25 protein-coding genes are annotated in these 25,053 nt (G+C 72.4%); 7 read left to right on the plus strand and 18 right to left on the minus strand.

Annotation, left to right across the window (positions count from 1 at the left end):
* Nucleotides 1-21: 21 nt before the first annotated feature.
* Both ACH4FH_RS23445 and ACH4FH_RS23450 read right to left on the minus strand, forming a co-directional pair.
* Nucleotides 22-870: an alpha/beta fold hydrolase gene (locus tag ACH4FH_RS23445; protein WP_398557819.1), complete on the minus strand. Its 849-nt coding sequence runs from the start codon at nt 868-870 to the stop codon at nt 22-24.
* Entirely contained in the window at nt 867-1,466 is a 600-nt protein-coding gene (locus ACH4FH_RS23450; RefSeq protein ID WP_398557820.1) for a MarR family winged helix-turn-helix transcriptional regulator, read from the minus strand. Before ACH4FH_RS23450 ends, ACH4FH_RS23445 begins: the two co-directional genes overlap by 4 nt.
* A gap of 382 nt (nt 1,467-1,848) precedes the next feature.
* On the opposite strand from ACH4FH_RS23450, the gene ACH4FH_RS23455 reads away from it, so the two are divergent.
* On the plus strand, nt 1,849-2,229 hold the full coding sequence (locus tag ACH4FH_RS23455) for a hypothetical protein (RefSeq protein ID WP_398557821.1): 381 nt from the start codon (nt 1,849-1,851) through the stop codon (nt 2,227-2,229).
* A gap of 77 nt (nt 2,230-2,306) precedes the next feature.
* Here the strand turns inward: ACH4FH_RS23455 and ACH4FH_RS23460 are convergent, their stop codons facing one another.
* The 3 genes from ACH4FH_RS23460 to ACH4FH_RS23470 form a co-directional block, all read right to left on the minus strand.
* A complete protein-coding gene (locus tag ACH4FH_RS23460) occupies nt 2,307-2,963 on the minus strand; it encodes a nucleoside/nucleotide kinase family protein (RefSeq protein WP_398557822.1) in 657 nt (218 codons plus the stop codon).
* Between the two features lie 637 nt (nt 2,964-3,600).
* On the minus strand, nt 3,601-4,815 hold the full coding sequence (locus ACH4FH_RS23465) for a methyltransferase (protein WP_398557823.1): 1,215 nt from the start codon (nt 4,813-4,815) through the stop codon (nt 3,601-3,603).
* Between the two features lie 16 nt (nt 4,816-4,831).
* The gene (locus tag ACH4FH_RS23470) at nt 4,832-5,017 is read right to left on the minus strand and encodes a hypothetical protein (protein WP_398557824.1); all 186 of its coding nucleotides are present in this window, start codon (nt 5,015-5,017) and stop codon (nt 4,832-4,834) included.
* A gap of 34 nt (nt 5,018-5,051) precedes the next feature.
* Here ACH4FH_RS23470 and ACH4FH_RS23475 point away from each other — a divergent pair, with 34 nt between their 5' ends.
* Nucleotides 5,052-5,960: a universal stress protein gene (locus ACH4FH_RS23475; protein WP_398557825.1), complete on the plus strand. Its 909-nt coding sequence runs from the start codon at nt 5,052-5,054 to the stop codon at nt 5,958-5,960.
* Nucleotides 5,961-6,136: 176 nt separating this feature from the next.
* Here ACH4FH_RS23475 and ACH4FH_RS23480 read toward each other — a convergent pair whose 3' ends face one another.
* Both ACH4FH_RS23480 and ACH4FH_RS23485 read right to left on the minus strand, forming a co-directional pair.
* Nucleotides 6,137-6,787, minus strand: coding sequence for a GNAT family N-acetyltransferase (locus tag ACH4FH_RS23480; protein ID WP_398557826.1), 651 nt, complete (start codon nt 6,785-6,787; stop codon nt 6,137-6,139).
* A gap of 122 nt (nt 6,788-6,909) precedes the next feature.
* Entirely contained in the window at nt 6,910-7,524 is a 615-nt protein-coding gene (locus tag ACH4FH_RS23485) for a DedA family protein (RefSeq protein WP_398557857.1), read from the minus strand.
* Nucleotides 7,525-7,972: 448 nt separating this feature from the next.
* Here ACH4FH_RS23485 and ACH4FH_RS23490 point away from each other — a divergent pair, with 448 nt between their 5' ends.
* Complete coding sequence (locus ACH4FH_RS23490) at nt 7,973-8,614, plus strand: superoxide dismutase family protein (RefSeq protein WP_398557827.1); 642 nt, start codon at nt 7,973-7,975, stop codon at nt 8,612-8,614.
* 173 nt (nt 8,615-8,787) lie between these two features.
* On the opposite strand, the gene ACH4FH_RS23495 is transcribed toward ACH4FH_RS23490, so the two are convergent.
* The 3 genes from ACH4FH_RS23495 to ACH4FH_RS23505 all read right to left on the minus strand — a co-directional run bounded on the left by ACH4FH_RS23495 (nt 8,788) and on the right by ACH4FH_RS23505 (nt 12,124).
* Entirely contained in the window at nt 8,788-9,255 is a 468-nt protein-coding gene (locus ACH4FH_RS23495; RefSeq protein ID WP_398557828.1) for a DoxX family protein, read from the minus strand.
* 152 nt (nt 9,256-9,407) lie between these two features.
* Complete coding sequence (locus ACH4FH_RS23500; RefSeq protein ID WP_398557829.1) at nt 9,408-11,285, minus strand: alkaline phosphatase D family protein; 1,878 nt, start codon at nt 11,283-11,285, stop codon at nt 9,408-9,410.
* Nucleotides 11,286-11,479: 194 nt separating this feature from the next.
* On the minus strand, nt 11,480-12,124 hold the full coding sequence (locus ACH4FH_RS23505) for an HNH endonuclease family protein (RefSeq protein ID WP_398557830.1): 645 nt from the start codon (nt 12,122-12,124) through the stop codon (nt 11,480-11,482).
* Between the two features lie 196 nt (nt 12,125-12,320).
* Between ACH4FH_RS23505 and ACH4FH_RS23510 the strand changes: the two genes are divergently transcribed.
* Complete coding sequence (locus ACH4FH_RS23510; RefSeq protein WP_398557831.1) at nt 12,321-13,079, plus strand: ABC transporter permease; 759 nt, start codon at nt 12,321-12,323, stop codon at nt 13,077-13,079.
* Nucleotides 13,080-13,267: 188 nt separating this feature from the next.
* On the plus strand, nt 13,268-13,849 hold the full coding sequence (locus ACH4FH_RS23515) for a TMEM165/GDT1 family protein (RefSeq protein ID WP_398557832.1): 582 nt from the start codon (nt 13,268-13,270) through the stop codon (nt 13,847-13,849).
* A 186-nt stretch (nt 13,850-14,035) separates the two neighbouring features.
* On the opposite strand, the gene ACH4FH_RS23520 is transcribed toward ACH4FH_RS23515, so the two are convergent.
* Nucleotides 14,036-14,698, minus strand: a complete 663-nt coding sequence (locus tag ACH4FH_RS23520; protein ID WP_398557833.1) for an HAD-IA family hydrolase — start codon at nt 14,696-14,698, stop codon at nt 14,036-14,038.
* A gap of 301 nt (nt 14,699-14,999) precedes the next feature.
* Complete coding sequence (locus tag ACH4FH_RS23525) at nt 15,000-16,010, minus strand: peptidoglycan-binding protein (protein WP_398557834.1); 1,011 nt, start codon at nt 16,008-16,010, stop codon at nt 15,000-15,002.
* Nucleotides 16,011-16,243: 233 nt separating this feature from the next.
* Here ACH4FH_RS23525 and ACH4FH_RS23530 point away from each other — a divergent pair, with 233 nt between their 5' ends.
* Entirely contained in the window at nt 16,244-18,319 is a 2,076-nt protein-coding gene (locus ACH4FH_RS23530) for a DHA2 family efflux MFS transporter permease subunit (RefSeq protein WP_398557835.1), read from the plus strand.
* 42 nt (nt 18,320-18,361) lie between these two features.
* Here ACH4FH_RS23530 and ACH4FH_RS23535 read toward each other — a convergent pair whose 3' ends face one another.
* The 6 genes from ACH4FH_RS23535 to ACH4FH_RS23560 all read right to left on the minus strand — a co-directional run bounded on the left by ACH4FH_RS23535 (nt 18,362) and on the right by ACH4FH_RS23560 (nt 24,110).
* Nucleotides 18,362-18,883 carry a GNAT family N-acetyltransferase gene (locus ACH4FH_RS23535; RefSeq protein WP_398557836.1) on the minus strand — a complete coding sequence of 174 codons (522 nt, stop codon included), beginning with the start codon at nt 18,881-18,883 and terminating at the stop codon, nt 18,362-18,364.
* Nucleotides 18,884-18,985: 102 nt separating this feature from the next.
* Nucleotides 18,986-19,315, minus strand: a complete 330-nt coding sequence (locus tag ACH4FH_RS23540) for an antibiotic biosynthesis monooxygenase family protein (protein ID WP_398557837.1) — start codon at nt 19,313-19,315, stop codon at nt 18,986-18,988.
* A gap of 71 nt (nt 19,316-19,386) precedes the next feature.
* Entirely contained in the window at nt 19,387-20,511 is a 1,125-nt protein-coding gene (locus tag ACH4FH_RS23545; RefSeq protein ID WP_398557838.1) for a DUF2330 domain-containing protein, read from the minus strand.
* Nucleotides 20,512-20,661: 150 nt separating this feature from the next.
* The gene (gene proP, locus ACH4FH_RS23550; protein WP_398557858.1) at nt 20,662-22,017 is read right to left on the minus strand and encodes a glycine betaine/L-proline transporter ProP; all 1,356 of its coding nucleotides are present in this window, start codon (nt 22,015-22,017) and stop codon (nt 20,662-20,664) included.
* 559 nt (nt 22,018-22,576) lie between these two features.
* A complete protein-coding gene (locus tag ACH4FH_RS23555; RefSeq protein WP_398557839.1) occupies nt 22,577-23,578 on the minus strand; it encodes a CU044_5270 family protein in 1,002 nt (333 codons plus the stop codon).
* The gene (locus ACH4FH_RS23560) at nt 23,571-24,110 is read right to left on the minus strand and encodes an RNA polymerase sigma factor (protein ID WP_398557840.1); all 540 of its coding nucleotides are present in this window, start codon (nt 24,108-24,110) and stop codon (nt 23,571-23,573) included. Before ACH4FH_RS23560 ends, ACH4FH_RS23555 begins: the two co-directional genes overlap by 8 nt.
* Before the next feature lie 125 nt (nt 24,111-24,235).
* Here ACH4FH_RS23560 and ACH4FH_RS23565 point away from each other — a divergent pair.
* On the plus strand, nt 24,236-25,053 hold an 818-nt coding region (locus ACH4FH_RS23565; protein ID WP_398557841.1), incomplete at its 3' end, for a cbb3-type cytochrome c oxidase subunit I.

Below are 25,053 nucleotides of genomic sequence, written 5' to 3' on the forward strand. Positions count from 1 at the left end.
TGGCCCTGCCGGGCGACTCGGTCAGTAGGGCAAGGACGACAGGAAGGCGTGCAGTTCCTGGTCGAACAGGGCGGTGTTCTCCAAATTCACCATGTGGGCCGCGCCCGGTATACGCACTCTGCGGGCACCGGGGACGGCCAGCGTGATCGCGTGGGCGTTGGCGGAGATATCGGTGCTGTCGAGGTCGCCGTCGAGCACGACGGTGGGCACCCGGATCTCGCCGAGTCGCGTGGCCGCACCGACCTCGACGGGTCTGCCGGCGCCCAGCCCGTCGGCGTGTACTTCGACGTTGGCCTCGGCCGAGGCGCGCAGGCGCTCGCGCAATCCGGGGTGTACGGCGGACGGTTCACGGTGCGGCCCGTCCACCCACATCCGCAGGAAGTGCTCGACGTACCGCTCGACGCCGTCCGGTGTGCCGATCGCCGCCACCTGTTCCTTGATGTGCGCCAGGAGGAACGGGTCGGTGAAGGGGCGGCCGCTGACCCCCGGTGAGGCGAGCGCCAGCGCCGCCACCCGCGCCGGGTGGGCGAGCGCGGTGTCGAGCGCGACCCGGGCGCCGTGCGACAGCCCGACGAGGACGGCGCGGGGAACGTCGAGCGCGTCGAGGAGGGCCACCAGGTCGTCGTGGTTGGCGTAGTCCCCGGTGACGGTGGAGGAGAGACCGTGGCCCCTGGAGTCGTAACGGATGACGCGCAGACCGGAGTTCACGAGCCAGGCGAACTGTTCGTCCCACATGTGCTGGTCGAGCATGCCGCCGTGCAGCAGGACCACGGCGGGGCCCGAACCGGCCGTCTCGTAGAACAGCTCGCCGTCCTCGATCGGCACGATGCCGTTGTCGATCTCGGACCAGGCACTGATTCCGTTGGTCATTCCGTGAGCCGTCCTTCGTGTGGCACCTGCGGTGGGACTGGTGAAGCCGAAGCCGCGTGCGGCTTTTGATGGCTGCCCGAGTTGTCGGGACTGCCGCTTTCCTTCGGTGGAACGCGCGAGTCGGCCGCCAGGTGCCGGAATTTCTCCCCGATCCGGTCGAGTACCCGCAGGGCAGTGGCGATGTCCTCCGCGGAGAGGTCCGCCAGTCCGCGCCGAAGCTCGGCACTCTCGGATGCCTGTATCCCGCGCATCACCTCGGTGCCCTCGGTGGTGAGCCGGATCAGGGATGACCGGCGGTGGGCGGGGTTGGGGGCGGTGACCACCAGGCCCAGCTCCGCCGCGTGGTTCACCCAGCGTTGCACCGGCTGCCGGTCGAGCCCGAGGGTGCGGGCCAACTGCGGGACGGTGCGGGGGCCTTCGGTGCGCAGTGCGTCCAGGAGGGCGTGTTCACCTGCGGTTATGCCCGTGCCCACCAGCTCGCGTTCCACCGAGCGGACCGCCGCGCGGTGGAGGGGGCGCAGGCGTCGGACGACGCCGTGCAGAAGGTCTTCGGTGGCGGCCGGGCCGCGCTCGTCATCCGCCTCAACGACACTCATGGTGTCATGATGACATCGACGGTGTCGTTTGGGAAGGGGGTGGATGCGGGCAGGGTTGGGTCGGGGCGGAGTTGAGGAGCGAGTTGAGGGATGGGGCGAGGGGTGGGATGGAGGGATGGGATGGAGGGTGGGTGGCTTGAAGGGGTGTCACGAGGAGTGGGGGTAGGCGCGGGTGTCAGGTCCGGTGCGGGACGGGTTGGGTTTGGGTCGGGCGTCGGTGAGGGGTGGGGTTGGTGGGGATTGGGAGCAGTGCAGGGGGTTTGGGTTCCTGTGAGGTAGACGCGGTTACATGGCTGAAGGTTGGCTTTGTTGCTGGTTGAGTGTGGATGCATTGATATGCGGATGTCTGGCTGTGGTGGCCTCGGTGGAAGGTGGACGGCGGATGAAGGTCGGCTTCTTGAGGGCGGTCGGGGCGGCGACGGCGGTCTACGGAATCGCGGTGACTGCGCTGCCCGACCTGCTGGCCAGGCCCTCGGGGCTGGTCAACGACGAGGGGAAGAGCGAGCCGGCGACCCGGATTTCGCTGCGTCCGCTCGGTTGGCGCGATGCGGCCAGTGGGCTCGCGATGGTCCTGGCGCCCGCCGGCCCGGCGCTGCGTACGGCCGTATGTGTGCGCCTCGCCGCCGACTTCGGGGACGCCGTCCTCCTCGGCGCGACGCTGCCGGACCGTGGACGGAAGCAGAAAGCGGTCGCGGTGTCCGTCGGATGGGGAGCGCTGTCTCTCGTCGGACTGCTGGCGAAGGGGCGGAGGCAAGGGGAGTGAGATCCGGCGGCCCAGGGAGTGAGGCCGACGGCCATGGAGCAGGCGGGAGGACGTGACAGGAGCGTGGTGAGGAGGCGCTATTCGGCCGGCGGGGGCGGTGCCGTTCCGGGGGTGAAGGTGACGATGAGGTCGGCGTGGTCCCGAGTCGCCGCCACCACACGGGCGTTGGCCTCGTCCGAGGCGTGAACGAATCGCTCGGCCTCCGCATGCGGCCGGCCGAATCGCTGGTGGCGATCGACCAGCCGGCGGACCCGTTCCGGCGTCGCCAGCTCCACGTACCAGACCTCGTCGAGCAGCGCGCGGACCCGGGCCCACGGCGCGGAGTCCAGCAGGAGGTAATTGCCTTCGGTGACGACGAGCGGCAGGTCGGGCGCCACGGGGATGCTTCCGGCGACGGGCTCCTCGATGCGACGGTCGAAGGCCGGCGCGTAGACGGTGACCTCGGGCTCCGGGGAGCGCAGGCGCGCCAGCAGAGCCGCGTATCCGGCGGGGTCGAAGGTGTCGGGCGCGCCCTTGCGGTCGCGGCGGCCCAGCCGCTGCAACTCCGCCTCCGCGAGATGGAAGCCGTCCATCGGGACGAGCGCAGCCTGCCCGGCCAGCTCCGCCACGAGATGCGCGGCGAGCGTGGACTTGCCCGCGCCGGGCGGCCCGGTGATGCCGAGCAGGCGACGGCGGTCGGCGGTCGCGGTGGCAGCGAGCCGGCGGGCGCGGGAGAGAAGCTGCTGGGCATCCATGGTGGTCCATCGTGCACGATCGGCGGCGGTTCCCTGCCCCGGAGCGGGAGCGGGAGCGGGAGCGGGAGCGGGAGCGGGAGCGGGAGCGGGGGGGCAGCGGGAGCGCGATCCGGAGCCGGAGTGAGTGCTGGGGGCGGCCATGGGGACGGGGCGTGGGCCAACTCCTCCGCTGCCGGAGGAAGAAGGTCGCCGCCGAGGCGCTTACCGAAGCGGGTGTTGGCCTTTGTTCCGGTCCCGGTCCCGTCCTGGTCCCGGTGCTGGTGCGGGTTTGGCGACGGTGCGGTGCCTGGGGCCGCGAGTTGGGGGGAAGGGGTGCGGTTGGCCAGCCGAGGGGTCTGTCACGGACAGGTCCCGCGTCCCCATAGGGGGAGCCGTCCCTGGACGGGGCGGCTGGTGGCGACGCAGGGCGAAGGAGTCGAAGGAGGGCGACGGACGTTGCGAGGCGCCGACCGGTCGGAGAGGAGAAGCGGGCGCCGTGCACGGGACGCCGGAGGCCAGGCGCGAGACGGCGGGCACCAGGCGCGATAAGCCCAGCGTGCGCGCCAGAAGCCAGAAGCCAATCGCCAGACGCCAAGCGTCCGAAGCCCCCCCCGGAGCTCGTTCCGGGCCGGGCGGCCCGGCGTCTCCGGACGGTGGTTCAGGTCGTCGCGCCCAGCCTCCACAGGGAGGTGACCTCGGCGGCGCGGGCCACGTGCAGGGGGTCGGAGGTGTCACGGGCGCGCGGGTGGCGGGGCAGGATGTCGTGGCGGTCCAGAACGGTCAGGCCTGCCTTGGCGAAGGCGTCGAGGAGTTCGGCGTGCGGCCGCAGTCCGAGGTGCTCGGCGAAATCGGACAGGATCAGCCAGCCTTCGCCGCCCGGTGTCAGATGGTCCGCGAGGCCGTTGAGGAAGCCGTGCAGCATCCTGTTGCCCGGGTCGTACACGGCGTGCTCCACCGGGGAGGTCGGTTTCGCCGGCACCCAGGGCGGGTTGCAGACGATCAGCGGGGCCCGGCCGGCCGGGAACAGGTCGGCCTCGACGACCTCCACCTGCCCGGCGACACCCAGCTGTTCGGTGTTCTCGCGGGCGCACGCCAGCGCCCGCGGGTCCTGGTCGGTGGCGACGATGCGCCGCACCCCGCGCCGGGCGAGCACCGCGGCCAGCACGCCGGTGCCGGTGCCGATGTCGAAGGCAAGCTCCTCGGTGGGCAGCGGCGCCTCGGCCACCAGGTCGACGTATTCGCCGCGGGCCGGTGAGAACACGCCGTAGTGGGGGTGGATCCGGTCGCCTCCCAGCGCCGGGATCTCCACGCCCTTCTTGCGCCACTCGCTCGCACCGATCAGACCGAGCAGCTCACGCAGCGAGACGACGAACGCCACCTCGGGGGTGGCGGGGGCGGACGCCGTGCCCCCTGCGGGCTCGGCCGGCTGCGGTGCCACCGGCTGCTCCGGCGTCGGCTGCTGCGGGGGCGGGCCGTATGCCTGCGCGCAGGCCTCCCGGACGTCGGGGGCGCGGTGCAACGGGACGGCGTAGGTCGCGTCGAGCGGGATCAGCAGCATGCCCAGGATGCGGGCGCGTTGGTTCTGTGCGGCCCGGTGCAGGTGGAAGGCCTGGGTGACGTCCGAGGGCGGCGCCTTGCGCGGGCGGCGGTCGATGCGGCGGGCCAGCGCCGTCAGCAGCTGGCGCGCGTTGTGGAAGTCGCCGCGCCACAGCAGCGCGGTGCCCTCGCAGGCGAGCTTGTACGCGTCGTCGGCCTTCGTGCGGTCGTCCGCGATGACGAGGCGGCGGGGTGGCGGCGCGCCGTTCTCGGAACGCCAAAGGGCGGAGCGGGCCTCGTCGGCCTCGGTCCATTCGACGACCGGTGGAGCGTTCACCGAAATGTGCCTCGCGTTAGTGGTTCGAACCCCCTCCGACGTCCGCCGTGGCGGCGGGTGCCGCGCGGCCCGGGGTGAGCGCGGCGAGGGCGCCCGTACGGGCAGTGGGTGGGGTGGTGACGGTCGACTCTACTCCGTGCGGGACGTGGCTCTTTCGCTCGCTGTCCTCGCCGCCCGGGCGGAGCAGGATGGAGACAGCCATTCCCCACGCACACCGCACGTCGCAGGAGGCGTCCATGGACACCCGTCCGATCATCGTCGGGGTGGACGGCACCGTGGACAGCGAGCGTGCGCTGCACTGGGCGGTGGAGGCGGCCCGGCTGCGGTCGGCGCCCCTTCAGGTGGTGCACATCCGGCCGTACGCCACCTCCTCGCGCGCCGCGGCGGCCGAGGAGGGCACCGGGGATCCGGTGCTGGACGCCCTGCGGGCGGATCCGGCGGCGCAGAGCCTGGCGGAGGTCGAATTCCGTGGGCTCAGCGGGCTGACCGAGGCGCTGCTGCCCGCGCTCGGCGACGAGGGACAGCTGCTCGTGCTGGGCTCGCGCGGCCGCGGTGGCTTCGCCGGCCTGCTGCTCGGCTCCAACGGACTCGCATGCGCGGCCCGGGCAGCCTGTCCGGTCGTGGTCGTGCCACGCCCTGACCGCGGCGGCGGCAGGGTGGGAGCGGACCGGGATGGGCGGCAGGTGACGCTCGGGGTGGAGGTGTCCGCCGAGGAGCCCGGCGCGATCGGTTTCGCGTTCGCCGAGGCAAGCCGCCGGGGCGCGCGGCTGAAGGTCGTCTCCGGCTACACCTGGCCGATGCTGCTGCCGGATTCCTTCGAATACGTCGCGGCCCACGAGACCACGCAGCAGGAGCACGAGGACGCGCTGGGCATCCAGCTGGTGGACGCCCTGGCGCCGCACCGGGCGCGTCATCCCGCGGTCGATGTCGAGGTACAGCTGCGCAACGCGGACGCCGCCGGACAGTTGGTCGAGGCGTCCCACGCCAGCGATCTTGTTGTGGTGGCACGGCACGCCCGTCGGCGCCCGGTCGGCCGGCGCCTCGGCTCGGTGGCGCACGCGGTCCTGCTGCACGCCCTCTGCCCGGTCGCGGTCGTGCCGGACATCGCGCGGACGGACGGGGGCCAGGGACCACCGATCGTGTAACGCCTCTCCGACTCCCGCTGCCCGTTGGCCGAGCGCTCGCTGCCTGCTGCCCGCCGGCCGAGTACTCGCCCCGCCGGACACCATGCCAAGCCGCCCCGACCCGCCCCCAGCCTCGCCCCGGCGACAAGGCCCCCCCACCCCTACCGCACGTACCGCACGACACGCCCCTCGCGACGTCAGCTGATACCGAAGGCCGTCGCGTAGCGCACCGTGCCGCGTGGCGGTGTCGAGCCGTCCAGGGAGAGCGCCAGGAACGCCTCGTCCGGCCAGGGTTGCGGAGGCAGGATCCCGAACCGGGTGGCGGCCGGGACGAAGCCGAAGCGCGGGTAGTAGGGCGGGTGGCCGAGGACGATCGCGGTCCGTTCGCCGGCCGCGCGCGCCGCCTCCAGCAGCGCCCGGATCACCGCGCCGCCGGCCCCCGACCGCTGGTACGGCGGAAGCACCCCGCACGGCGCCAGGGCTACGGCGGGGGCGTCGTCGACATGGCAGCGGGTCAGCAGCGCGTGGGCGACGGGGGTGCCGTCCGGGGCGGCGGCGACGAACGACAGGCCGGGGAGCCAGGCCGCGCGATCGTGGCGCAACGCGTCCACGAGATCGGCCTCCTCCGCACCCTCGAAGGCCGCGAGGTGGATCCGGCGGACGGCCGGTACGTCCTCGGAGGTCTCGGGACGCGGACGCCATGTGAGGGCGCCGGGGGACGGATCCGTCGACCGCTGCGGGATGACCGGGCCGTCCGAGCCCTCGGCGTCGTCCGCGCAGTGAGTGCCACTTCCGTCGCGCGAGTCGTCCGCTCCGCCCGTACCGCTCATACCGCTCGCGCCGCTCATGCCGTTCAGCTTCGCACCGGGGACCGGCGACCGGCCACGGGATTTCCCGGCTGTGCCACCGTCAGCCCCGCCGGGCGCGGCCCAGGACCCAGGCCCGGACCCCGCCCCGGGCCCGGCCCCCGTCAGTGGGCGGCGCGGCGCTCCGGGCGGCGCATCAGGAAGACCGCGGCCGATCCGGCGGCGAAGAGGGCGAAGACGGACAGGGCGGTGCTGATCCAGGAGGTGCCGAGCCACTGGCCGCCGAAGTAGCCCAGGCTCACGCTGTACGCGGCCCAGGCGAAGCCGGCCAGTGCCGACCAGGGGAGGAATTCGCGCACCGTGCGGTGCGCGACGCCGGCGCCGAGGCTGACCACCGACCGTCCCGCGGGGGCGAAGCGGGCCAGGACGACGATGCCGCCGCCACCTCGGGTCAGTGCCGCGCCGAGTCGTTTCTGCGCCGCGGCCAGGCGGCGCGAGCGGCCGATGGCCCGGTCGAAGCGGTCGCCGCCGCGCCACGCCAGCCGGTAGGCGACCATGTCGCCGAGCACCGAGGCGGTGGCGGCGCACAGCACCAGCGTGAACATCTCCGCCAGGTGGGCGCCGCTGTGTACGGACGCGGTGACATCGACGGCCCCGACCGCGTCAGCGGCGGACCCGGCGCCGGCAGCGGTGGTGGCCGCGGCGATCACCAGGACACCGCTCGGCAGGATCGGGACGAAGACGTCGAGAACGACCGAGAGGCTGACGATCACATACACCCACGGGGTGCCACTGAGGGACCCCAGGTTTTCCCACAACGTCTTGACTCCCGGTCCGAACCCCGCCGCGACGTCGCGCGGGGCGGCAGGGGCGGCTCTACAGCCATACAGCGTACGCCTGGCGGTGACCGGTGGGCGGCGTGGGGCGGTATGTGTAGTACGTGTCACGGCCCGGGAGGGTGCGGGGTCACACGCATCCGGCCGTCGCAAGTTGTCGTAAACGCCGGCGCGCGCGCCCGCCGGCGTCGGTGGCGAGGCCGATTTTCACCCGTTTCCCCGCGCGGTCACCCGGCTGCGCGGCGCGCCTGGGCGGACTGTCGAGAACGGTGTGAGCTGTACGAGTCAAAGGCGCGTGCGGCGGGTTCAGTTCTGTGGACCGCGCTCCGCGCGCCGTGTGCGGATGCGCCATGTGCTGGGCACGGCGCGGATCGGAGCGGAGGGACGGACCATGGTGGCAGCGCGAGGATTGCGGGTCATGGGGGCGGCGGCTGCCACGGCATGGGCCGTGGCTTCGGCGACGGTGATGACGGCGGCCTCTCCCGCGGCGGCGGCGGAGAGTGGCGTACGACCGGTCTGGCTGCATACGCACGGACGCTTCGCGCCGCCCAAGGCCCTCATTCCGTCCGACGCCCTGACCTACAACCAGCAGATGGTCCCGGCCGGCGCGGGGATCTCGGTCCGTGAGTTCGCCGCGCGCCGGTCCACGCTGGTCTCGCTGCGGGTGGACGGGCTGCGACCGGGCCACTCCTACGGCGCGCACGTGCACAGCAAGCCGTGCGGGGCCGTGCCGGAGGACTCCGGGCCGAATTACCAGGACCGCGCGGACCCCCGGCAGCCGTCCACCGACCCCCTCTATGCCAACGCGCGCAACGAAGTTTGGCTGGACCTCACCACCAACGGCAAGGGGAACGGCGCCGCGCTCTCCCGGCACACCTGGCGGTTCCGGCCCGGGGAGGCGCGGTCGGTCGTGATCCACGAGCGCCGCACCGCGACGGGGATTGGGGAGGCGGGGGACGCGGGCGAGCGGCTGGCCTGCTTCACCGTGATGTTCGAGCGGCCGGGGTGGTATCGGGCGGGCGGCGCGCGCTGACGCCGGGCGCCGGGCACCGTCCGGGCAGCCGCCAAGCCGTAGCGTCCCTCGCCCCGCCGTTCGTCCCCCCCGCCGTCGGCCCGCCCCGCCCCAAAACACCGCACGGCCCGTACGGCAGGGACGCCGTACGGGCCGTGCGCGGCCGGAGCGAGCGGGCTCCGGCCTTGAGTGCTTCAGGCGGCGGTGGGCTCGCGGTGCGGGGCCGCCACCTGCTCCTCGGGCTGCCGGGCGCCGAAGAAGAGCCGGTCGAGGGACCAGGCGCCGGGGCCGATGAACATGATCAGCAGGAACGCCCAGCAGAACATCGCGGAGGGCTCTCCGCCGTTCTGTATCGGCCACAGCGCCGAACCCTGGTGGCCGACGAAGTATGCGTACGCCATCGAGCCGGAGCTGATGAAGGCCGCGCCGCGGGTGCCCAGGCCGAGCATCACCAGGGCGCCGCCGACGAGTTGGATGACCGCGGCGTACCAGCCGGGCCAGGAGGCGGCCGGGACGGTGGAGCCGTTGCCCATCGCGCCACCGAGGACGCCGAAGAGCGAGGCGGCGCCATGGCAGGCGAAGAGCAGTCCGAAGACGATGCGGAAGAGCGCGAGCGCGTGCGGTGTGGCTCTCTGCGTGAAGGAACTCAGGGGAGCGGACATGTGGGGGACTCCTACGGTTTCTGGGGAGGACGGCAACCGATTGGAGCATAGGTTAGGGACGCCTAATCATTACTTGCAACTTCAAACGTTGGCCAGATGGAGACTCTGCACCGGTAGATCCCGTTGGCCCGAAAGGTTCAGGCGCCGACCGGTCAGCCGTCGGTGGGGGGCGAACCCGCCAGGCCATCGCTTTCCTCGGCGGCGCGCGCACCGGCCAGCGAATCGCTCCATACCGTTACGAGACGGACGCCGCCGTCCTTCTCCCGGCGGGTCTGGTCCAGCCGCAGCCGCGCCGCGCGGCCGTGCACCGTCAGCGTCATCAGCTGATTGCCGAACCACGGGCCGCCGGTACGCCGCCACTTGACCGGTGGCGGGCCGAGCCGCCCGTGCCGGGCGAGCACCTTGCCCAGCCATCGGCCGGCCCGGCTCCAGCCGAAGCGGAAACCGGCCTGTATCGAGGCGGGGATGCTGTTGTGGACGGGGGAGCAGGTCAGTTGCAGCACCCGGCTGGTGGGCCGGCCGCCGTGCGGCGTACGGACCCCCTCGGGGCCGTCCGGGGCTCCCTTGCCCGGGAGGCCCGGACGGCGGCCGGTGGTTCGGGTGCGCCAGCGCGGCTCCGCGACGTAGGCGTGATGGACGTCGCCGGACAGCACGCAGACCGTGGCGGGGGCGCCGTCCCCGGACCCGGCCTCGGCGATCAGGTCACCGAGGGCGGCGAACGACTCCGGGAACGCCGACCAGTGCTCCAGGTCGGCCCGCTGCCGCAGGGACTCGCTGTGGCGGGCCCAGCGAGGGCCGCGTTCCCCGGCGCACAGGGCGGCGTTCCAGCCCTCCGCGGCGTGGATGAGATGGGGCAGCAGCCACGGCAGCGAGCTGCCGATCAGCAGGTGGTCGTAGGAGCCGCGCCCGTCCATCACCTGCTGGCGCAGCCAGTCGGCCTCGCCCTTGCCGAGCATCGCGCGGCTGCCCTCCTCCAGGACGCGATTGGCGCGGGTGTCGACCATGACGAGGCGTACCCGGCCGAGGTCGCGGCGGTAGCTCCAGCGCGCGGTGGTCGGATCGGCGTCCGCGGCGACGGCGAACTCCCGTACCGCGTCCGTCCCGTCGGGCACCGCCCGGACCCGGCCGTACAGCGCGTCGGCCGCCAGCTCGGCGGGCGAGAGATTGCCCAGGTGCTGGTGGACCCAGTACGACATCAGGCCGCCCTGTATCCGTTCGCGCCACCACGAGGTCGCCCGGATCTCGGTGCGCCAGGCCGCGGAGGTGTTCCAGTCGTCGATCACGTCGTGGTCGTCGAAGATCATGCAGCTGGGGACCGTGGACAGCAGCCAGCGGACCTCGGGGTCGAGCCAGGACTCGTAATAGAGGTGGGTGTACTCCTCGTAGTCGGCGACCTGCTTCCACGGCGGCTCGGTGACGTCCCGGTGCCGGGCCAGCAGGCGGGCGGTCGCCGCCGACGTCTGGTCGGCGTAGACCTGGTCGCCCAACAGCAGCAGCACATCGGGTCGTTCGCCCTCGGGGTCGGCGCCCAGCGTGGCGGCGAGGGTGTCCAGCGCGTCCGGGCCGACCGGGTCGTGCGCGGCCCGGGAGGGCGTCGCCGACCAGCGGCAGGAGCCGAAGGCGATGCGCAGTCCGCCGTCGGAGAGGGAGTCGGCGGGGGAGTCGGCAGGGGTGCCCGCCGGGGAGCCGGAGGGGGTGGCTGCCGCGCCGTCCGTGCTCCCGGGTGCCGCCTGGCCGTCCGTCCGGGCGGGGAGGGCGCGGATCGTGCTGACGGGGAAGTGGCTGCCGGGCAGCGGCCAGACCCGCTGGTCGTCCAGCAGGACCTCGTAGGGCGTCTCACTGCCGGGTGTCAGGCCGGTCACCGGGACGAGCGCGTAGTGGTGCCCGGCCACCTGCCAGGTGCGGTCCAGGCCGCCCGCCCCGCTGTCGCAGCGGACGCGGACCTCGCACGGCCGGTCCGTCTCCACCCACACCGTCGCGCTCTCGGCGTCGACGTACCGCAGCAGCGGCCCCAAGCGCAGTCCGGCCATCGGTGCCCTCCCTCGTGCGGGCGCGGCGCCCGCACCTCGCGATCAGAGCCGCCGTGGTCAGCCACGGCGTGGTCAGAGGATAGGAGGAGACGGCGCGCGGTGGGGGCGCGGGCGGCCCCGCGCCCGCCGGCCGGGGTCCGGCCGACGGACGCGCGGCCCGCGTCACCCGTGGGGAGACGGTGCGCGGTGCCCGCTCAGCAGGCGTCGAGGATCTTCTTCAGGGTGGCCTTCTCCGGGGCGTCCGCGGTCATGCCGTAGACGTGCTTCACCCACACCCACATCCGGGCGTACTCGCAGTGGTACGAGGTCTTCGGCGGCAGCCACTCGGCCGGGTCCTGGTCACCCTTCCCCTGGTTGACGTTGTCGGTGACGGCGATCAGCTGGGAGTGCGTCAGGTCGTTGGCGAGCTCCTGGCGGCGCTCGGTGGTCCACTGCGCGGCGCCCGACTTCCACGCCTCGGACAGCGGTATGACGTGGTCGATGTCCAGGTCGGACGCCTGGGTCCAGGTCGCGTCGTCGTAGGCGGAGACCCACTTGCCGCTCACCGCCGCGCAGCTGCCGTCCTGCTGTACGTCGGTGCCGTCGCGCTTGAGCACCACTTCGCGGGTGTTGCAGCTGTTCCCCTGGTCGATCCAGTGCGGGAACTTGTCGCGGCTGTAGCCGTCCTGCGGGCCCTCGGCCTGCTCCTTGATCTCGGCGAGATACGTCCGGGCGGTGGCCGCGCTCGGCGGGCTGGGCGGTGCCGCCTGGGCGGACTGCCCGCTGAGCATCAGCGTGCAGACCAGCGCGGTGGCGGCGCCCGCGGCGACGGACACGCGACGCGCGTAGACCTTTGACATCGGAACTCCCTTGAAGTGGGGGGAAGTTGACGTGCGGTGCGGGCCCATGGTGGCGAGGTGGGGTTTCCACGCGATGGGCACCAGGTAACAGAGTGGCGACATGCTCACGTCAGTACAAGAGTCTGACGCCCCGCCATGTGCGTGTCAGGGCATTTCGGTTGGGATGCTCCCGCGTGCGCGCCCCTACAGTGAGCGCGTGCTGCTGCCGGTGAATGTCACGCTCGGGGTCGTCCTCGCGGTCCTGCTGGTCGTCGCCGTGGCCGTCGTCGCGCTGGCGCGTCTGGGTCACGCACGCGCCGTCGCTGTCGCCGGGCTGCGTGCCGCCGTCCAGCTGACCGCCGTCTCCTACCTCATCGGCTGGGTCGTCAGCGCGGTGTCGTGGCTGCTGTGTTTCCTCCTGCTGATGTTCACCGTGGCGACGCGGACCGCGGGCCGCCGCATCACCAAGAACCGCACCTGGTGGTGGGCGGCGGTGCCGATCGCCGCGGGAGTGGTTCCGGTCGTCGGGCTCCTGCTGCTGACCGGCCTGGTGCCGCCGCGCGGTCTGGCCCTGATTCCCGTCGCCGGCATCCTCATCGGCGGCGCGCTGACCGCCACCGTGCTAGGGGGGCGGCGCGCACTGGACGAGCTGGAGACCCGGCGCGGCGAGGTGGAGGCGGGGCTCGCGCTCGGCCTGCCGGCGCGGGACGCCCGGATGGAGGTCGCCCGCCCCGCGGCCTCGGACGCGCTGCTGCCGGGGCTCGACCAGACCCGCACTGTGGGGCTGGTCACGCTTCCCGGCGCGTTCGTCGGGATGCTGCTGGGCGGCGCCTCGCCCGTACAGGCCGGTGCGGTGCAGCTGTTCGTGCTGGTCGCCCTGCTGGCGGTGCAGGCGGCGGCCTGCGCGGTGGTGCTGGAGCTGGTGGCGTGCGGACGGATGCACCGCGTACCCTTGACGCCAGCAGAAGGGGAGTAGCTCTTCGCCGGACCGTCGACATACTGCCCTCCCTCGTGGAGGGCCGGCGCCCGGAGGCCCGTCAGCACCGCGGATCGCGGCGGCGGGCCAGCGAGACCTTCGGCCGCAGTGTTTGACGCTGCCGTGCCGAAGCGATCCCTTTTCCCGGGTTTCTCGGTGCGGCCCGACCGATCGAGGTATTCAGCCCCGTGTTCAGCTTCACCGTCGCAGCCGTCGTCTTCGGCGTCGTCTTTCTCGCCGAGCTGCCCGACAAGACCGCCCTCGCCGGGCTGATGCTCGGCACCCGCTACCGCGCCTCCTACGTCTTCGTCGGGGTGGCCGCCGCGTTCCTGGTCCATGTCGCGCTCGCCATCGCCGCGGGCAGCGTGCTCACGCTGCTCCCGCACCGCTTGGTGCAGGCGGTCGTGGGTGTGCTCTTCCTGGCGGGTGCGGCCGTCCTGCTGTTCAAGAAGGACGACGAGGAAGAAGAGGTCAAGAAGCCCGCCGACCAGAGCTTCTGGAAGGTCTCCGGGGCGGGATTCATGATGATCCTGGTGGCCGAGTTCGGTGACCTGACGCAGATCATGACGGCCAACCTCGCCGCCCGCTACGACGACCCGGTCTCGGTCGGTGTCGGCGCGGTGCTGGCCCTGTGGGCCGTGGCGGGTCTCGGCATCCTTGGCGGCCGCACGCTGATGAAGTACGTCCCGCTCAAGCTCATCACCAAGATCGCGGCGGGCGTGATGATCCTGCTGGCGGGGTTCAGTCTGTACGAGGCCATCGCGGGCTGACGGGTCCGGGCGCGGGGCCGGTCCCGCCCCCCCGGCGGGACCGACCGGGCGCCGCACGCCCCCCGTACCGGACGTCGGATGCGAACGGCCCGGCCGCCGTGGAAGGCGGTCCGGGCCGTTGTCGCGTGCCAGGGGCGCCGGGATCCTCGCGCCGGGCGTTCTGTGCCCGGCCCGTGCCGGTCCGGCTCAGGACGCCAGGTGCAGGGCGATGGTGCCGTCGGGCAGTGCCTCGACGCGGATCCGGGTCAGATCGTGGACGTGCGCGGTGGGGGCGAACGCGGCGGCGCGGTCGCCGACGCCTATGACACGCATGCCCGCCGCCCGGCCGGCCTCGATGCCCGCCTCGGAGTCCTCGAAGACGAGGCACTCCTCGGGGGCGTACCCCAGCTCGGCCGCACCCTTGAGGAAGCCCTCCGGGTCGGGCTTGCTGGCGCTCACACTCTCCGCGGTGATCCGTACGGACGGCATGGCGAGCCCGGCCGCGCCCATCCGGGCGTCCGAGAGGGCGATGTCGGCGGAGGTCACCAGGGCGTGCGGGAGGCCGGCGATCGCGTCCATGAAGGCGGGTGCGCCCGGGACCGGCACGACGCCCTCGGTGTCGGCGGTCTCCTGCTCCAGCATCCGGCGGTTGTCCGCCATGTTGAGCTCCATCGGGCGGTCCGGGAGCAGTGCCGCCATGGTGGCCCAGCCCTGCCGGCCGTGCACGACCTTGAGGACGTCCTCCACCGGCAGTTCCCGCTCGGCCGCCCAGCGCCGCCAGCAGCGCTCGACGACGGCCTCGGAGTTCACGATCGTGCTGTCCATGTCCAGCAGCAGTGCGCGGGCGGTGAGCGTGGTGGTGGCCGTCATCGGCGGGCTCCTGTGCGCTACGGGCGGGTGCTGATCGGACAGCGGCGTGCCAAGAACACAAGCGGTCCCGCCCGCCGGTCAGGGAAAACGAGCGGAACCACTTTGTTTCTACACGATACAAAACGGTGGGGGGTGCCGACAACCGGCCCTGGTCAGAGGCGGGCGGGAGGCGGCGGAGGCCCTGCCGGGCGGGGGTCCCGTCGGGACTCCTGACCGGCCCGTCGCGGTAGGTCCTTCCAGCTCGTGGCAGGTTCACGGCAGCCTGCCCAGGTCCGGTGGATACGTTGGCCCGTGCCGGCGGCTACGGCTCGCGGGTCCGCGACTCCAGGGACGCGCGGGTGGCCGCGCCGTACACGCCGTCCGGGTCGCCCTGGAGGCCGTGGACCCGTTGGTACCGGGAGACCGCGGCGCGGACATCCGCGTCGTACCGTCCGTCGTCCTCGCCCACGTACAGGGCCAGTTGCCCCAACCGGTCCTGCAACTCCTCGACCTCGGGGCCGCTGGATCCCTCGCGCAGCACGATCGGCCCGGTGGGCGGGGCGCTCGGCCCGTGGCTTCCGGGGGCCGCGGTGACGCTTCCGGACGCCCGGGTCGGTACGGGAGGAGACGGCGTGGAGGTCCGGTACAGGTCCAGCGTGGCGTCGGGAGCCGCGCGTGTGCTGATCTCCCGCGCCGGCGGAGGTGACGAGGTGGGGGAGGGGCTGCCCGTCGGGGGGTGCGCGTCGCCGTTCGTCGGGAAGGCGGCGGTGGGGGCGACCGTGCCCTGATCGGGCAGCGCGGCCCCATGGCGATCCCCGCCGGACAGCGCGTCAGTGGCGATGAGCACGACGGCGGCGGCCATGGCCGCTCCGGCGACCGCCAGCACGGCCGGGAGGGTGCGGCGGCTGCGGGGACCGGGCGGCGGGGTGCCGACGGCGGCCATCGGCTCCGCCACGGCCGAGGTGAACGTCCTGGAGGTCGGCCCGACGCGGCGCCGCAGGGCGGGGGCATGAGCGGTGGCGGACGGAGCGTCGACGGGCGACGCGTCGGCAGGCGGTGCGGGGGCGAGCGGTAAGGGGGTGAGCGGTAAGGGGGCGAGCGGAGCGTCGGCGGGTGGGGTGGGGGCGGACGCTGCTGTCCCGTACGCCCCGTCCCCCGTGTCCGTGCGGGCCGTGTCAGTGCGGCCCGGGTCCCCGTCCGCCTCGCGCAGCGACACGTATGGCCGTATGTGCAGCGGATCGAAGTCCTCGGCGCCGACTGCCGCGCACAGGCAGGTCGGCAGGCCGTCCCCCCGTACGGGTGCGAAGCAGTGCGGGCAGGTCTCTGCCGTCACGAGCGGTCCCCTCCCTGGCGGTCCTCGAACCGGCAGCGATTATCCAGAGGCGGCCGGGGTCCGCACAGGCACTCCGCAACATCCGTCAGGTGTCCGCCGCGTGACGACCGGGCAGCCGGGATCGCCGGACCGTCTCTCGGCGGGCCGTATCGGGCGATTGCCACCAGGATGGACAGCAGCTCCGAAGGGCGGTCGCGACGGGAGAGGACGGCCCGGAACAGAGGGAGACGTACATGGCGCAGGAGGCCGGCGCACCTGCCGTTCCTGGCGAGGGCCAGTCCACCAGGACGGTCCTCGTCGCGATCGGCGCGCTGTTGCTCGGGATGCTCATCGCGGCCCTGGACCAGACGATCGTGGCCACCGCACTGCCCACGATCGTCAGCGAGCTGGGCGGCCTGGACCATCTCTCCTGGGTGGTCACCGCCTACCTCCTGGCGTCGACGGCGGCGACCCCCTTGTGGGGCAAGCTCGGTGACCAGTACGGCCGCAAGAAGCTGTTCCAGACCGCCATCGTGATCTTCCTGTTGGGCTCGGTGCTCTGCGGCGTCGCGCAGAACATGCCGCAACTCATCGGCTTCCGGGCGCTCCAGGGCCTGGGCGGCGGCGGCCTGATCGTGCTGTCCATGGCCATCGTCGGTGACATCGTGCCGCCCCGCGAGCGCGGCAAGTACCAGGGCCTCTTCGGCGCCGTCTTCGGTGGTACGAGCGTCCTGGGGCCGCTCCTGGGCGGGGTGTTCGTCGACCATCTCAGCTGGCGCTGGGTCTTCTACATCAACCTCCCCATCGGCGTCGTCGCCCTCGCCGTCATCGCCACCGTGCTGCACATCCCGGTCCGCCGCACCCCGCACCGGATCGATTACCTCGGTACCGCCCTGATCGCCGGCGTCGCCGCGTCCCTGGTGCTGATGACCTCGCTCGGTGGGGTCAGCTACCCGTGGGGCTCCTGGCAGATCATCGGGCTCGGCGTCCTCGGCGTCGTGCTGCTCGTCGCGTTCGTCGCCGTCGAACGCCGCGCCGCCGAACCGGTTCTGCCGCTGCGCCTGTTCACGCTCCGCACCTTCACCCTCACCTCGATCATCGGCTTCGTCATCGGCTTCGCGATGTTCGGATCGATGACGTATCTGCCGACGTTCCTCCAGGTCGTCCAGGGGGTCTCGCCGACACTGTCCGGGGTGCACATGCTGCCCATGGTGCTCGGCATGCTGATCGCGTCCACCGGCTCCGGGCAGATCGTCAGCCGCACCGGGCGCTACAAGGTCTTCCCGATCGCCGGCACCGCCGTGGTGGCCGTCGGCCTGCTGTTGCTGCACCAGCTCGACCCGGCCAGCAGCGTGGCCGCCATGAGCATCTACTTCTTCGTCTTCGGGTTCGGACTCGGCCTGGTCATGCAGGTGCTGGTGCTCATCGTGCAGAACGCCGTCCCGTACCAGGACCTGGGTGTGGCCACCTCCGGGGCGACGTTCTTCCGCTCCATCGGCGCCTCCTTCGGCGTCTCCATCTTCGGCACGATCTTCGCCAACAAGCTCGCGCCACGGATCTCCGGAGCCCTCGCCGGGCAGCAACTGCCGCCCGGCATCGACCCGTCGGGTCTCGCGGAGGACCCGCGGACCGTGGCGCGCCTGCCCGCAGGCCAGGCGGCCGGTGTGCTCAACGCCTACTCCGTCTCGATCACGGATGTCTTCCTCTACGCGGTGCCGGTCGTCCTTGTCGCGTTCGTGCTGGCCTGGTTCCTCAAGGAAGAGCCGCTGCGCAGCAGCGTCACCGCGCCGGACACCAGCGAGGTGGTCTCCTCCAACCCCGTCGAGCGCTCCTCACGCGACGAATGCGCCCGCATGCTGTCCAAACTCGGCAGTCTGGAGGGCCGCAAGCACATCTACGAGAAGATCACCACACGGGCGGGTCTGGACCTCAGACCGGCGGCGAGCTGGCTGGTGCTGCGGATGTACCGCTACGGCTCGGTGGAGCCGGGGCTGCTCGCCGAGCGCAGCACCGTACCGCACGGGGTGCTCTCCGAGGCGGTCCGCCAGGTCGAGGTGCGCGGACTGGCCGCACGAGAGGGGCTGTTGCTGCTGCTCACCGACCGCGGTCGCGAGACGGCGAGCCGGTTGTCGGCGGCGCGGCAGGAGTCGCTCGCGGAGATGCTGGGGGACTGGTGGACCCGGGACCGGCCGACCGATCTCACCGAACTCGTCGAGGAGTTGACGAAGGAGCTGTGCGGTTCCGACGCGGAGGAACCGCACCACGAAGACGCCCGCCGAGCGGTGCCGCGCACGCCGCCTTCGCCGCGTCCCCCGGACCTCGCGAAGTGAGTGGCCCGGTCCAGGCGGGAGCTCGACGAGATCCCCTGGAACCTAGAGGACCGGCAATCGCTTCTCGAAGAAGATCTCGGCGTAGTCGTCGTGGTGGTACGGCGCGATCTCGACGAAGCCGTGCCGACGGTAGAGCGCGATGGCCTCCACCAGGTCCCGGCGGGTATCCAGCCGGATCCGGTCGGCCCCCAGGCCGACGGCGGCCCGTTCGGCGGCCGTGAGCAGTCCGACGGCGCCGCCCGCGCCCCGCCGGTCGGCCCGCAGGAACATCTGCTTGAGCTCCGCGGTCCGCGGGTCCAGCAGCCGCACCCCGGCGCACCCGGCGGGGGCGCCACCGTACCGTGCGACCAGCAACAGACCGTTCGGCGGCGCCAGGTGGTCGTCGGGATACGCCGCAAGCCCCTGCTCGATCTCCTCCGGAGTCGAGCGGCGTCCCTGGTGCAGCGTGAAGTACCGGTCGGCGACCTCGGTGTAGTACTCCCGCAACAGGGCCCTGGCGTCGGGCGAGTGGAACGGCTCGACGGAAACGGCCCATGGGAGGGGCAGCGGGGCGGCGTCCTTCATGCCGCCATTGTGGCGGCGGGCGCGAAGCGTTCCGAACACGGCCCGCTGCCGGCTCCCGCCGACCGGTGGGGCGGGCGGGCCACCACGCCCGCCCCCAGGGGGTCAGCCCTGCTTGGGGCCCGTCTGCTGCACGACCTCGAAGGACCACAGCGTGGAGCCGGACGCGGCGGGCTTGGGGCGCTCGCCGCCTTCGGCGCCGCCGCCCTGGTGGGCGGCCTTCATCGGGCCCTCCATCCACGCCTGGAAGGACTCCTCGTCGCGCCAGCGCGTGTAGACGAGGTACTGGTCGGTGCCCTCGACGGGGCGCAGCAGCTCGAACCACTCGAAGCCGTCCGAGCTGTCGACCGTTCCGGCCCGGGCGGCGAAGCGCTTCTCCAGGACCTCACGCTGCTCGGCCGGCACGGTCAGTGCGTTGATCTTCACGATGCTCATGGGGACCATCGTGCCGCATGGTGCATAACGGATGCCGCCCAGGTCCTTCAGCAGGCCGCGGGGAGTCGGCGTCACACCGGTGGATGGGGAAGCTGTCCCGGTGGCGGCGGCGCGGTCCGGCGGCGGCGCAGCAACACGAACAGTACGACCGTCGGTGGCAGCGCCGACACGGCGCCCACCACGAGGACCCACGCGGGCAGGGGGCCCACCTTCAGCAGGACGTCCTCGTACTGCACCCGCTGGAACGGTGTGTCCGCGGCCGCGCGCCGCAGCTCGTGGTCGCCGCTGATCCGCCGCGGCTTTGGGAAGTGCTGGTCGAGGGCGGTGAGGTAGGCGCTGCCAGGGCCGGTCAGGCCGCGTATCGCCTTCGTGGGCCGGATCCGGCCGGCGAAGAAGACCTCGGGTGCCGAACCTCCGATGGCGCTGCGCGGCTCCATCCGGTGCGACGCCAGCACATACAGGCCCAGTGACTGCGGTGTGGTGGCGAGACGGGAGAGCCGCATGGGGTAGACGAGGCGCTCGCTGGCGAAGGACAGCCGGAGCGGTTCGAGGGTGCCCGACAAGGTGCGGGTCCGCTCGGCGGGGGCCAGCCGCACCGCGACGTACTCCCAGCGCCGGGCCACGTACGGGCGCAGTTCGGTCGCCAGGGCCGTGGGGAGACGGAAGCCCTGGGAGGTCAGCCAGTCGCGCAGCGCGTCGGGGTCGGAGGCGGTCAGCCGTGCGACGTCGAAGGGGCCCAGGCGTTCCCGGCCGACCACACCGACACCCGGGCCCTCCGCGCCGGGCGCCGGGGCGGCGGCGCCGTCCATGTCCCCGCCGAACGGCCAGTCGCGGCTGCGGGGCCAGAAGTAGTGGCGCTGTTCGATGGCGGGAGAGGTCTCCGCGGCCAGTTGCCGGAAGAGGGCGGGGTCACCCAGTTCCACGTCGGCGCGGTGCGGCACGGGCATGATCCAGGCGGCGTCCGGAGCGGTGCCGTTCACCGTCAGGCTCATGACGATCTGCTCGGTCCTGCCGTCCCACTGCACCACGGACGTCTCGCGGTCCACCGCCAGCTCGGTCTTCGGGTCGTGCACCATCGCCCCGCACCCACAGGCGTACGCCGGCCTGGCCAGTGACACCAGTTGCGCCGCCAGCAGGAACAGCACCACCCACAGGGCCCGTTGCCGCCCCCTCGTGCGCGCCGTCGCCACGCCCATGTCCGTCCCCCGTCCGTGACCTGCCGATCGAGGTGATCGGCAGGGTCACAGACGGGAGCGACGGTGTCGCCGGTTCCGGCCGCCGCGGTCGGACCGCGGGCGGAGGGGGACCAAGGGGGGCGCTTCCGGGCGCGTGGTGCCGGGGAGCCGTCAGGCCGCGGCGCGGTCGGAGGCGCCGGCGAGTTCGCGGGCCTCCGCCTCGGTCTCGACGGCGGGCGGCGAGCCGGGCAGCGGCTTGCGGGCGCTCTCGGGCATCAGCAGGACGGCGATGCCGCCGATGACGGCCGCCGCCATCATGTAGTAGGCGGGCATCATCCGGTCGCCGGTCGCGCCGATGAGGGCGGTGACCACCAGCGGTGTGGTGCCGCCGAAGAGCGAGACGGAGATGTTGAAGCCGATCGACAGGGAGCCGTAGCGCACCCTCGTCGGGAACAGCGCGGGCAGCGTGGACGGCATCGCCGAGGTGAAGCAGACCAGCAGCAGGCCCAGCGCGGCCATGCCCAGCGCGATGGCGGCCAGCGATCCCTGACGGATCAGCAGCAGCGCGGGCACGGACAGCACCAGGAATCCGGCGCAGCCCGCCGCGATGACGGGGCGGCGGCCGAACCGGTCGGTGAGGCGCCCGGCGAACGGCTGGACGCACATCATCACCACCATCACGGCGAGGACGACCAGCAGTCCGTGCGTCTCGTCGTACTTCAGCTCCGAGGTCAGATAGCTCGGCATGTACGACAGCAGCATGTAGTCGGTGACGTTGAAGACCAGGACGAGGCCGACGCACAGCAGCATCGCCCGCCACTGGCCGAAGACCATCTCGCGGATGCCGATGCGCTTCTCGGCCTCCCGGCGCGCCTTCTCCTTCGTCCGCGCCTCCTTCTCCAGCCGGGCGAAGGCCGGGGTCTCCTCCAGCCGCATCCGCAGGTAGAGGCCGATGATGCCCATCGGGCCGGCGATAAGGAACGGGATGCGCCAGCCCCAGGAGTGGAGGTCGCCGGTGGACAGCAGCGCCGTCATCAGGGTGACCAGTCCGGCGCCGCCGACATAGCCGGCCAGGGTGCCGAACTCCAGCCAGCTGCCGAGGAATCCGCGCTTCTTGTCCGGTGCGTACTCGGCGATGAAGGTGGCGGCGCCGCCGTACTCACCGCCGGTGGAGAAGCCCTGCACGAGGCGAGCGACGAGCAGCAGGATGGGCGCCCCCACGCCGATGGAGGCGTACGAGGGGATCAGGCCGATGGCGAAGGTGCCCGCCGCCATCATGATCATGGTGATCGCGAGGACCTTCTGCCGGCCGATCCGGTCCCCGAGCGGACCGAAGACCATGCCGCCCAGGGGACGCACCAGGAACGCCGCCGCGAACGCTCCGAACGTCGACAGCAACTGCGCGGTCGGGTTCCCGGACGGGAAGAAGACGTGTCCGAGGGTGACCGCGATGTAGCTGTAGACGCCGAAGTCGAACCACTCCATCGCATTGCCGAGGGCGGCGGCCGACACCGCGCGCTTGACCATCGCGGGATCGACGACGGTGGCCTCGCCCGCCGTCCGCTTCTCCAGGTCGGGTGCGGCCTTGTTGCGGCCGCCACCGTGGGTACCGGGCCCGGGTGCGACGGGGGACTGCGTCGGCACGTGCTCGCTCGCCTGCGCTCTCTTGGAAGACGTCATGACAGCGCCCGCCACACGGTGGCGGGGCAAAGGTCGACCATAGGTGCAGACCGGACCATCACGGACGGTGCACGGATGACCCCGCAGTGGGCCGCACACCGCCCCTCGCAAGGGAATCGCCGATTCCGAGGGCCGTCGGGCGGGGCGGCGGTTGTGATCCTTCTCGCGGTGACCGGCCGCAACCGGGCGGCCCTGTGACCTGCGGCACGGCTCAGGGCCGCGGTGCGGGCCCCACGCGTGCGAACGGCGCGACGGTGCTTGTGCACCGCCGCGCCGATGGATCGTCGCGTCCCTCAAGGATCCGGCATACGGGCGTGCTCCGCCACTCGGAGCCGGAGCCGGAGCTGGAGCCGGGGTCTGGGCCGGAGTGTGCGTGGGCGCGCGACGCGCCCTGCGCACCGGCGCCTCAGCTCATCCACGCCTCGTACGACAGCACCTCCCCCGACGTGATCTTGAAGTCGGGGAGGTCCTTGGTGAAGGTGATCTCGCTGCCCAGCAGCCGCCCGGACCCGGGGTCGAGGATCACCATCTGCCGGGTGGCGTCCAGGGCACCGTCCGGCCCGTCGTAGACGTACGCCTGACCGTGGCGGCCCAGACGGTCGGTGACCGGGCCGGCCGGGCGCAGACCGCCGGTGTCGGCCAGCAGGCGGACGACGCCCGCGGTCTCGCGCGGCCCCGGGGTCCACTCCTGCAGGAACGAGGAGAGCGCCGAGAGGAGTTGCGGCGTCCGCGGGCCGGTGCCGCCGTAGTGCGCAGCGAGGTGCTCGCGGAGGGCCGCGGGCCCGGTCGGGGGCCGCGTGCCCGCGTTGTCCCCCGCGCGGGAACCGGCCGGATACGTCGTGCGCCGCAGCACCTTGGCGTCATTGACGGTGCGCCAGCTGCCGTCCGAGTCGTCGATGACCGTCCGGCCGGGGTGCCGCGGGTCGGTGGCCGCCACCAGCTCCGCGCCGCTGCCGTCGGGCCGCCAGCGGGTGATGCGTTCCTGCGGGACGGTGTCCGGGGGCGCGGCGTCCGGCCCCGTCTCCATGCTCAGGTACCAGGTCTGCAGGTGGCTGCCCCGGTGCGGCCCGGCGTCCTTGCCCGCCGCCCGCGCCACCTCCGCCGCCCGACGGGCGAGTGTCTCCAGTGACACGGATCCGGTGACGCCGCGCGGGACGATCGGCGACGGAGCGGCGGCGGCGGGAGCGGCCCCGGCGCCGGAGAAGGTGTAGGCGAGCACGGCGACGAGGACGAGCACCGCGGCCTCGGCCCGCAGGACCAGGCGCCGCCGGGCCTGCCGCGCGCGCTTGCCGGTCAGCAGGCGGTGCAGCGCGATCTCGGCACGGGCGTCCAGCGGGCGGTCCCGCCAGGGGCCCTCGTCGGCCCGTACCGGATCGGCCGCACGCAGCACATCGAGTTCGTCAGTCATCGCGGTCGCCCCCTGTGCGTACGCTCACGGTCATCTGCATGTGGTCGATCTCCGTGCGGAGGCGGCGCCTGGCGCGGTGCAGGCGCATGGCCGCCGCGCCGCTGCTGCAGTCCAGCGCCACGGCCAGCTCCTCCAGGGTGAGTTCCTCCCAGGCGGTCAGCCGCAGGGCCTCCTGGTCGGCTGCCGAGAGTCGGGCGAGTGCCTCGTGCACCCAGGAGCCGGGCCGTTCCGAGTCAGGACTGTCGACGGTCTGCCGGCGGTGCGCCGCCTCGTGATTGCCGAGCCGGTGCAGCAGCCGCCGGTAACGGCCCATGCCCCGCACCGTGTTGGCAAGGCAGTTGCGGGCCACGCCGTACAGCCAGGGCAGCGGCGCGTCGGGGAGTTCTGTGCGGCGTCTCCAGGCTATGGAGAAGACCTCCGCCACCACTTCCTCGACCTCGTGTGCCTGCCCGTCCAACCGCCGTGCCACGAAGCGGCTGACCGCCCAGTAGTGCGCTCGGTAGGCATCGGCGAAGGCTTCGTCCGTGCTCATGAACCGTTGATGTCCGGCATGGCTCCGATCTTCACACCCCTTGTGGTGAGACTTGCCACGCGGCCCAGGGGCCGTTCGTCGCGCCGTGCCGTGAAGTGCGCGACGGGTGCGGACACCTACCGGGCATGAGGCTTCCCGTCCAGTGGCTCACGACCACCGACCACAAGACCATCGGCACGCTCTACCTGGTCACGTCGTTCGCGTTCTTCTGCGTCGGCGGTCTGCTGGCGTTGCTGATGCGCGCCGAACTGGCCCGGCCGGGCCATCAGATCGTGTCGAACGAGCAGTTCAATCAGGCGTTCACGATGCACGGCACGATCATGCTGCTGATGTTCGCGACGCCGCTGTTCGCCGGTTTCGCGAACTGGATCATGCCGCTGCAGATCGGCGCGCCCGACGTGGCGTTCCCGCGGCTGAACATGTTCGCCTACTGGCTCTACCTCTTCGGCTCGCTGATCGCGGTGGCCGGCTTCCTCACCCCGCAGGGTGCCGCGGACTTCGGCTGGTTCGCCTACGCACCGCTCTCCGACTCCGTGCGGTCGCCCGGCATCGGAGCCGACATGTGGATCATGGGTCTGGCCTTCTCGGGCTTCGGCACGATCCTCGGTTCGGTCAACTTCATCACGACGATCATCTGCATGCGGGCGCCTGGCATGACGATGTTCCGGATGCCGATCTTCACGTGGAACGTGCTGCTGACCGGTGTGCTGGTTCTGCTGGCGTTCCCGGTGCTGGCGGCGGCGCTGTTCGCGCTGGAGGCGGACCGTAAATTCGGTGCGCATGTCTTTGACGCGGCCAATGGTGGCGCTCTGTTGTGGCAGCACCTGTTCTGGTTCTTCGGGCATCCAGAGGTGTACATCATCGCGCTGCCGTTCTTCGGCATCGTTTCCGAGGTCATTCCGGTGTTCTCGCGGAAGCCGATGTTCGGTTACATCGGTCTGAT

It is taken from the genome of Streptomyces sp. NPDC017993 (genome assembly GCF_044328065.1).
Lineage (GTDB): Bacteria > Actinomycetota > Actinomycetes > Streptomycetales > Streptomycetaceae > Streptomyces.

Excerpts from the sequence above, each read along its gene's own strand:
- ACH4FH_RS23445 (WP_398557819.1), bottom strand. The coding sequence starts at position 870 with ATGACCAACGGAATCAGTGCCTGGTCCGAGATCGACAACGGCATCGTG.
- ACH4FH_RS23450 (WP_398557820.1), bottom strand. The coding sequence starts at position 1,466 with ATGAGTGTCGTTGAGGCGGATGACGAGCGCGGCCCGGCCGCCACCGAA.
- ACH4FH_RS23455 (WP_398557821.1), top strand. The coding sequence starts at position 1,849 with ATGAAGGTCGGCTTCTTGAGGGCGGTCGGGGCGGCGACGGCGGTCTAC.
- ACH4FH_RS23460 (WP_398557822.1), bottom strand. The coding sequence starts at position 2,963 with ATGGATGCCCAGCAGCTTCTCTCCCGCGCCCGCCGGCTCGCTGCCACC.
- ACH4FH_RS23470 (WP_398557824.1), bottom strand. The coding sequence starts at position 5,017 with ATGGCTGTCTCCATCCTGCTCCGCCCGGGCGGCGAGGACAGCGAGCGA.
- ACH4FH_RS23475 (WP_398557825.1), top strand. The coding sequence starts at position 5,052 with ATGGACACCCGTCCGATCATCGTCGGGGTGGACGGCACCGTGGACAGC.
- ACH4FH_RS23480 (WP_398557826.1), bottom strand. The coding sequence starts at position 6,787 with ATGAGCGGCGCGAGCGGTATGAGCGGTACGGGCGGAGCGGACGACTCG.
- ACH4FH_RS23490 (WP_398557827.1), top strand. The coding sequence starts at position 7,973 with ATGGTGGCAGCGCGAGGATTGCGGGTCATGGGGGCGGCGGCTGCCACG.
- ACH4FH_RS23495 (WP_398557828.1), bottom strand. The coding sequence starts at position 9,255 with ATGTCCGCTCCCCTGAGTTCCTTCACGCAGAGAGCCACACCGCACGCG.
- ACH4FH_RS23500 (WP_398557829.1), bottom strand. The coding sequence starts at position 11,285 with ATGGCCGGACTGCGCTTGGGGCCGCTGCTGCGGTACGTCGACGCCGAG.
- ACH4FH_RS23505 (WP_398557830.1), bottom strand. The coding sequence starts at position 12,124 with ATGTCAAAGGTCTACGCGCGTCGCGTGTCCGTCGCCGCGGGCGCCGCC.
- ACH4FH_RS23520 (WP_398557833.1), bottom strand. The coding sequence starts at position 14,698 with ATGACGGCCACCACCACGCTCACCGCCCGCGCACTGCTGCTGGACATG.
- ACH4FH_RS23530 (WP_398557835.1), top strand. The coding sequence starts at position 16,244 with ATGGCGCAGGAGGCCGGCGCACCTGCCGTTCCTGGCGAGGGCCAGTCC.
- ACH4FH_RS23535 (WP_398557836.1), bottom strand. The coding sequence starts at position 18,883 with ATGAAGGACGCCGCCCCGCTGCCCCTCCCATGGGCCGTTTCCGTCGAG.
- ACH4FH_RS23540 (WP_398557837.1), bottom strand. The coding sequence starts at position 19,315 with ATGAGCATCGTGAAGATCAACGCACTGACCGTGCCGGCCGAGCAGCGT.
- ACH4FH_RS23545 (WP_398557838.1), bottom strand. The coding sequence starts at position 20,511 with ATGGGCGTGGCGACGGCGCGCACGAGGGGGCGGCAACGGGCCCTGTGG.
- proP (WP_398557858.1), bottom strand. The coding sequence starts at position 22,017 with ATGGTCAAGCGCGCGGTGTCGGCCGCCGCCCTCGGCAATGCGATGGAG.
- ACH4FH_RS23555 (WP_398557839.1), bottom strand. The coding sequence starts at position 23,578 with ATGACTGACGAACTCGATGTGCTGCGTGCGGCCGATCCGGTACGGGCC.
- ACH4FH_RS23560 (WP_398557840.1), bottom strand. The coding sequence starts at position 24,110 with ATGAGCACGGACGAAGCCTTCGCCGATGCCTACCGAGCGCACTACTGG.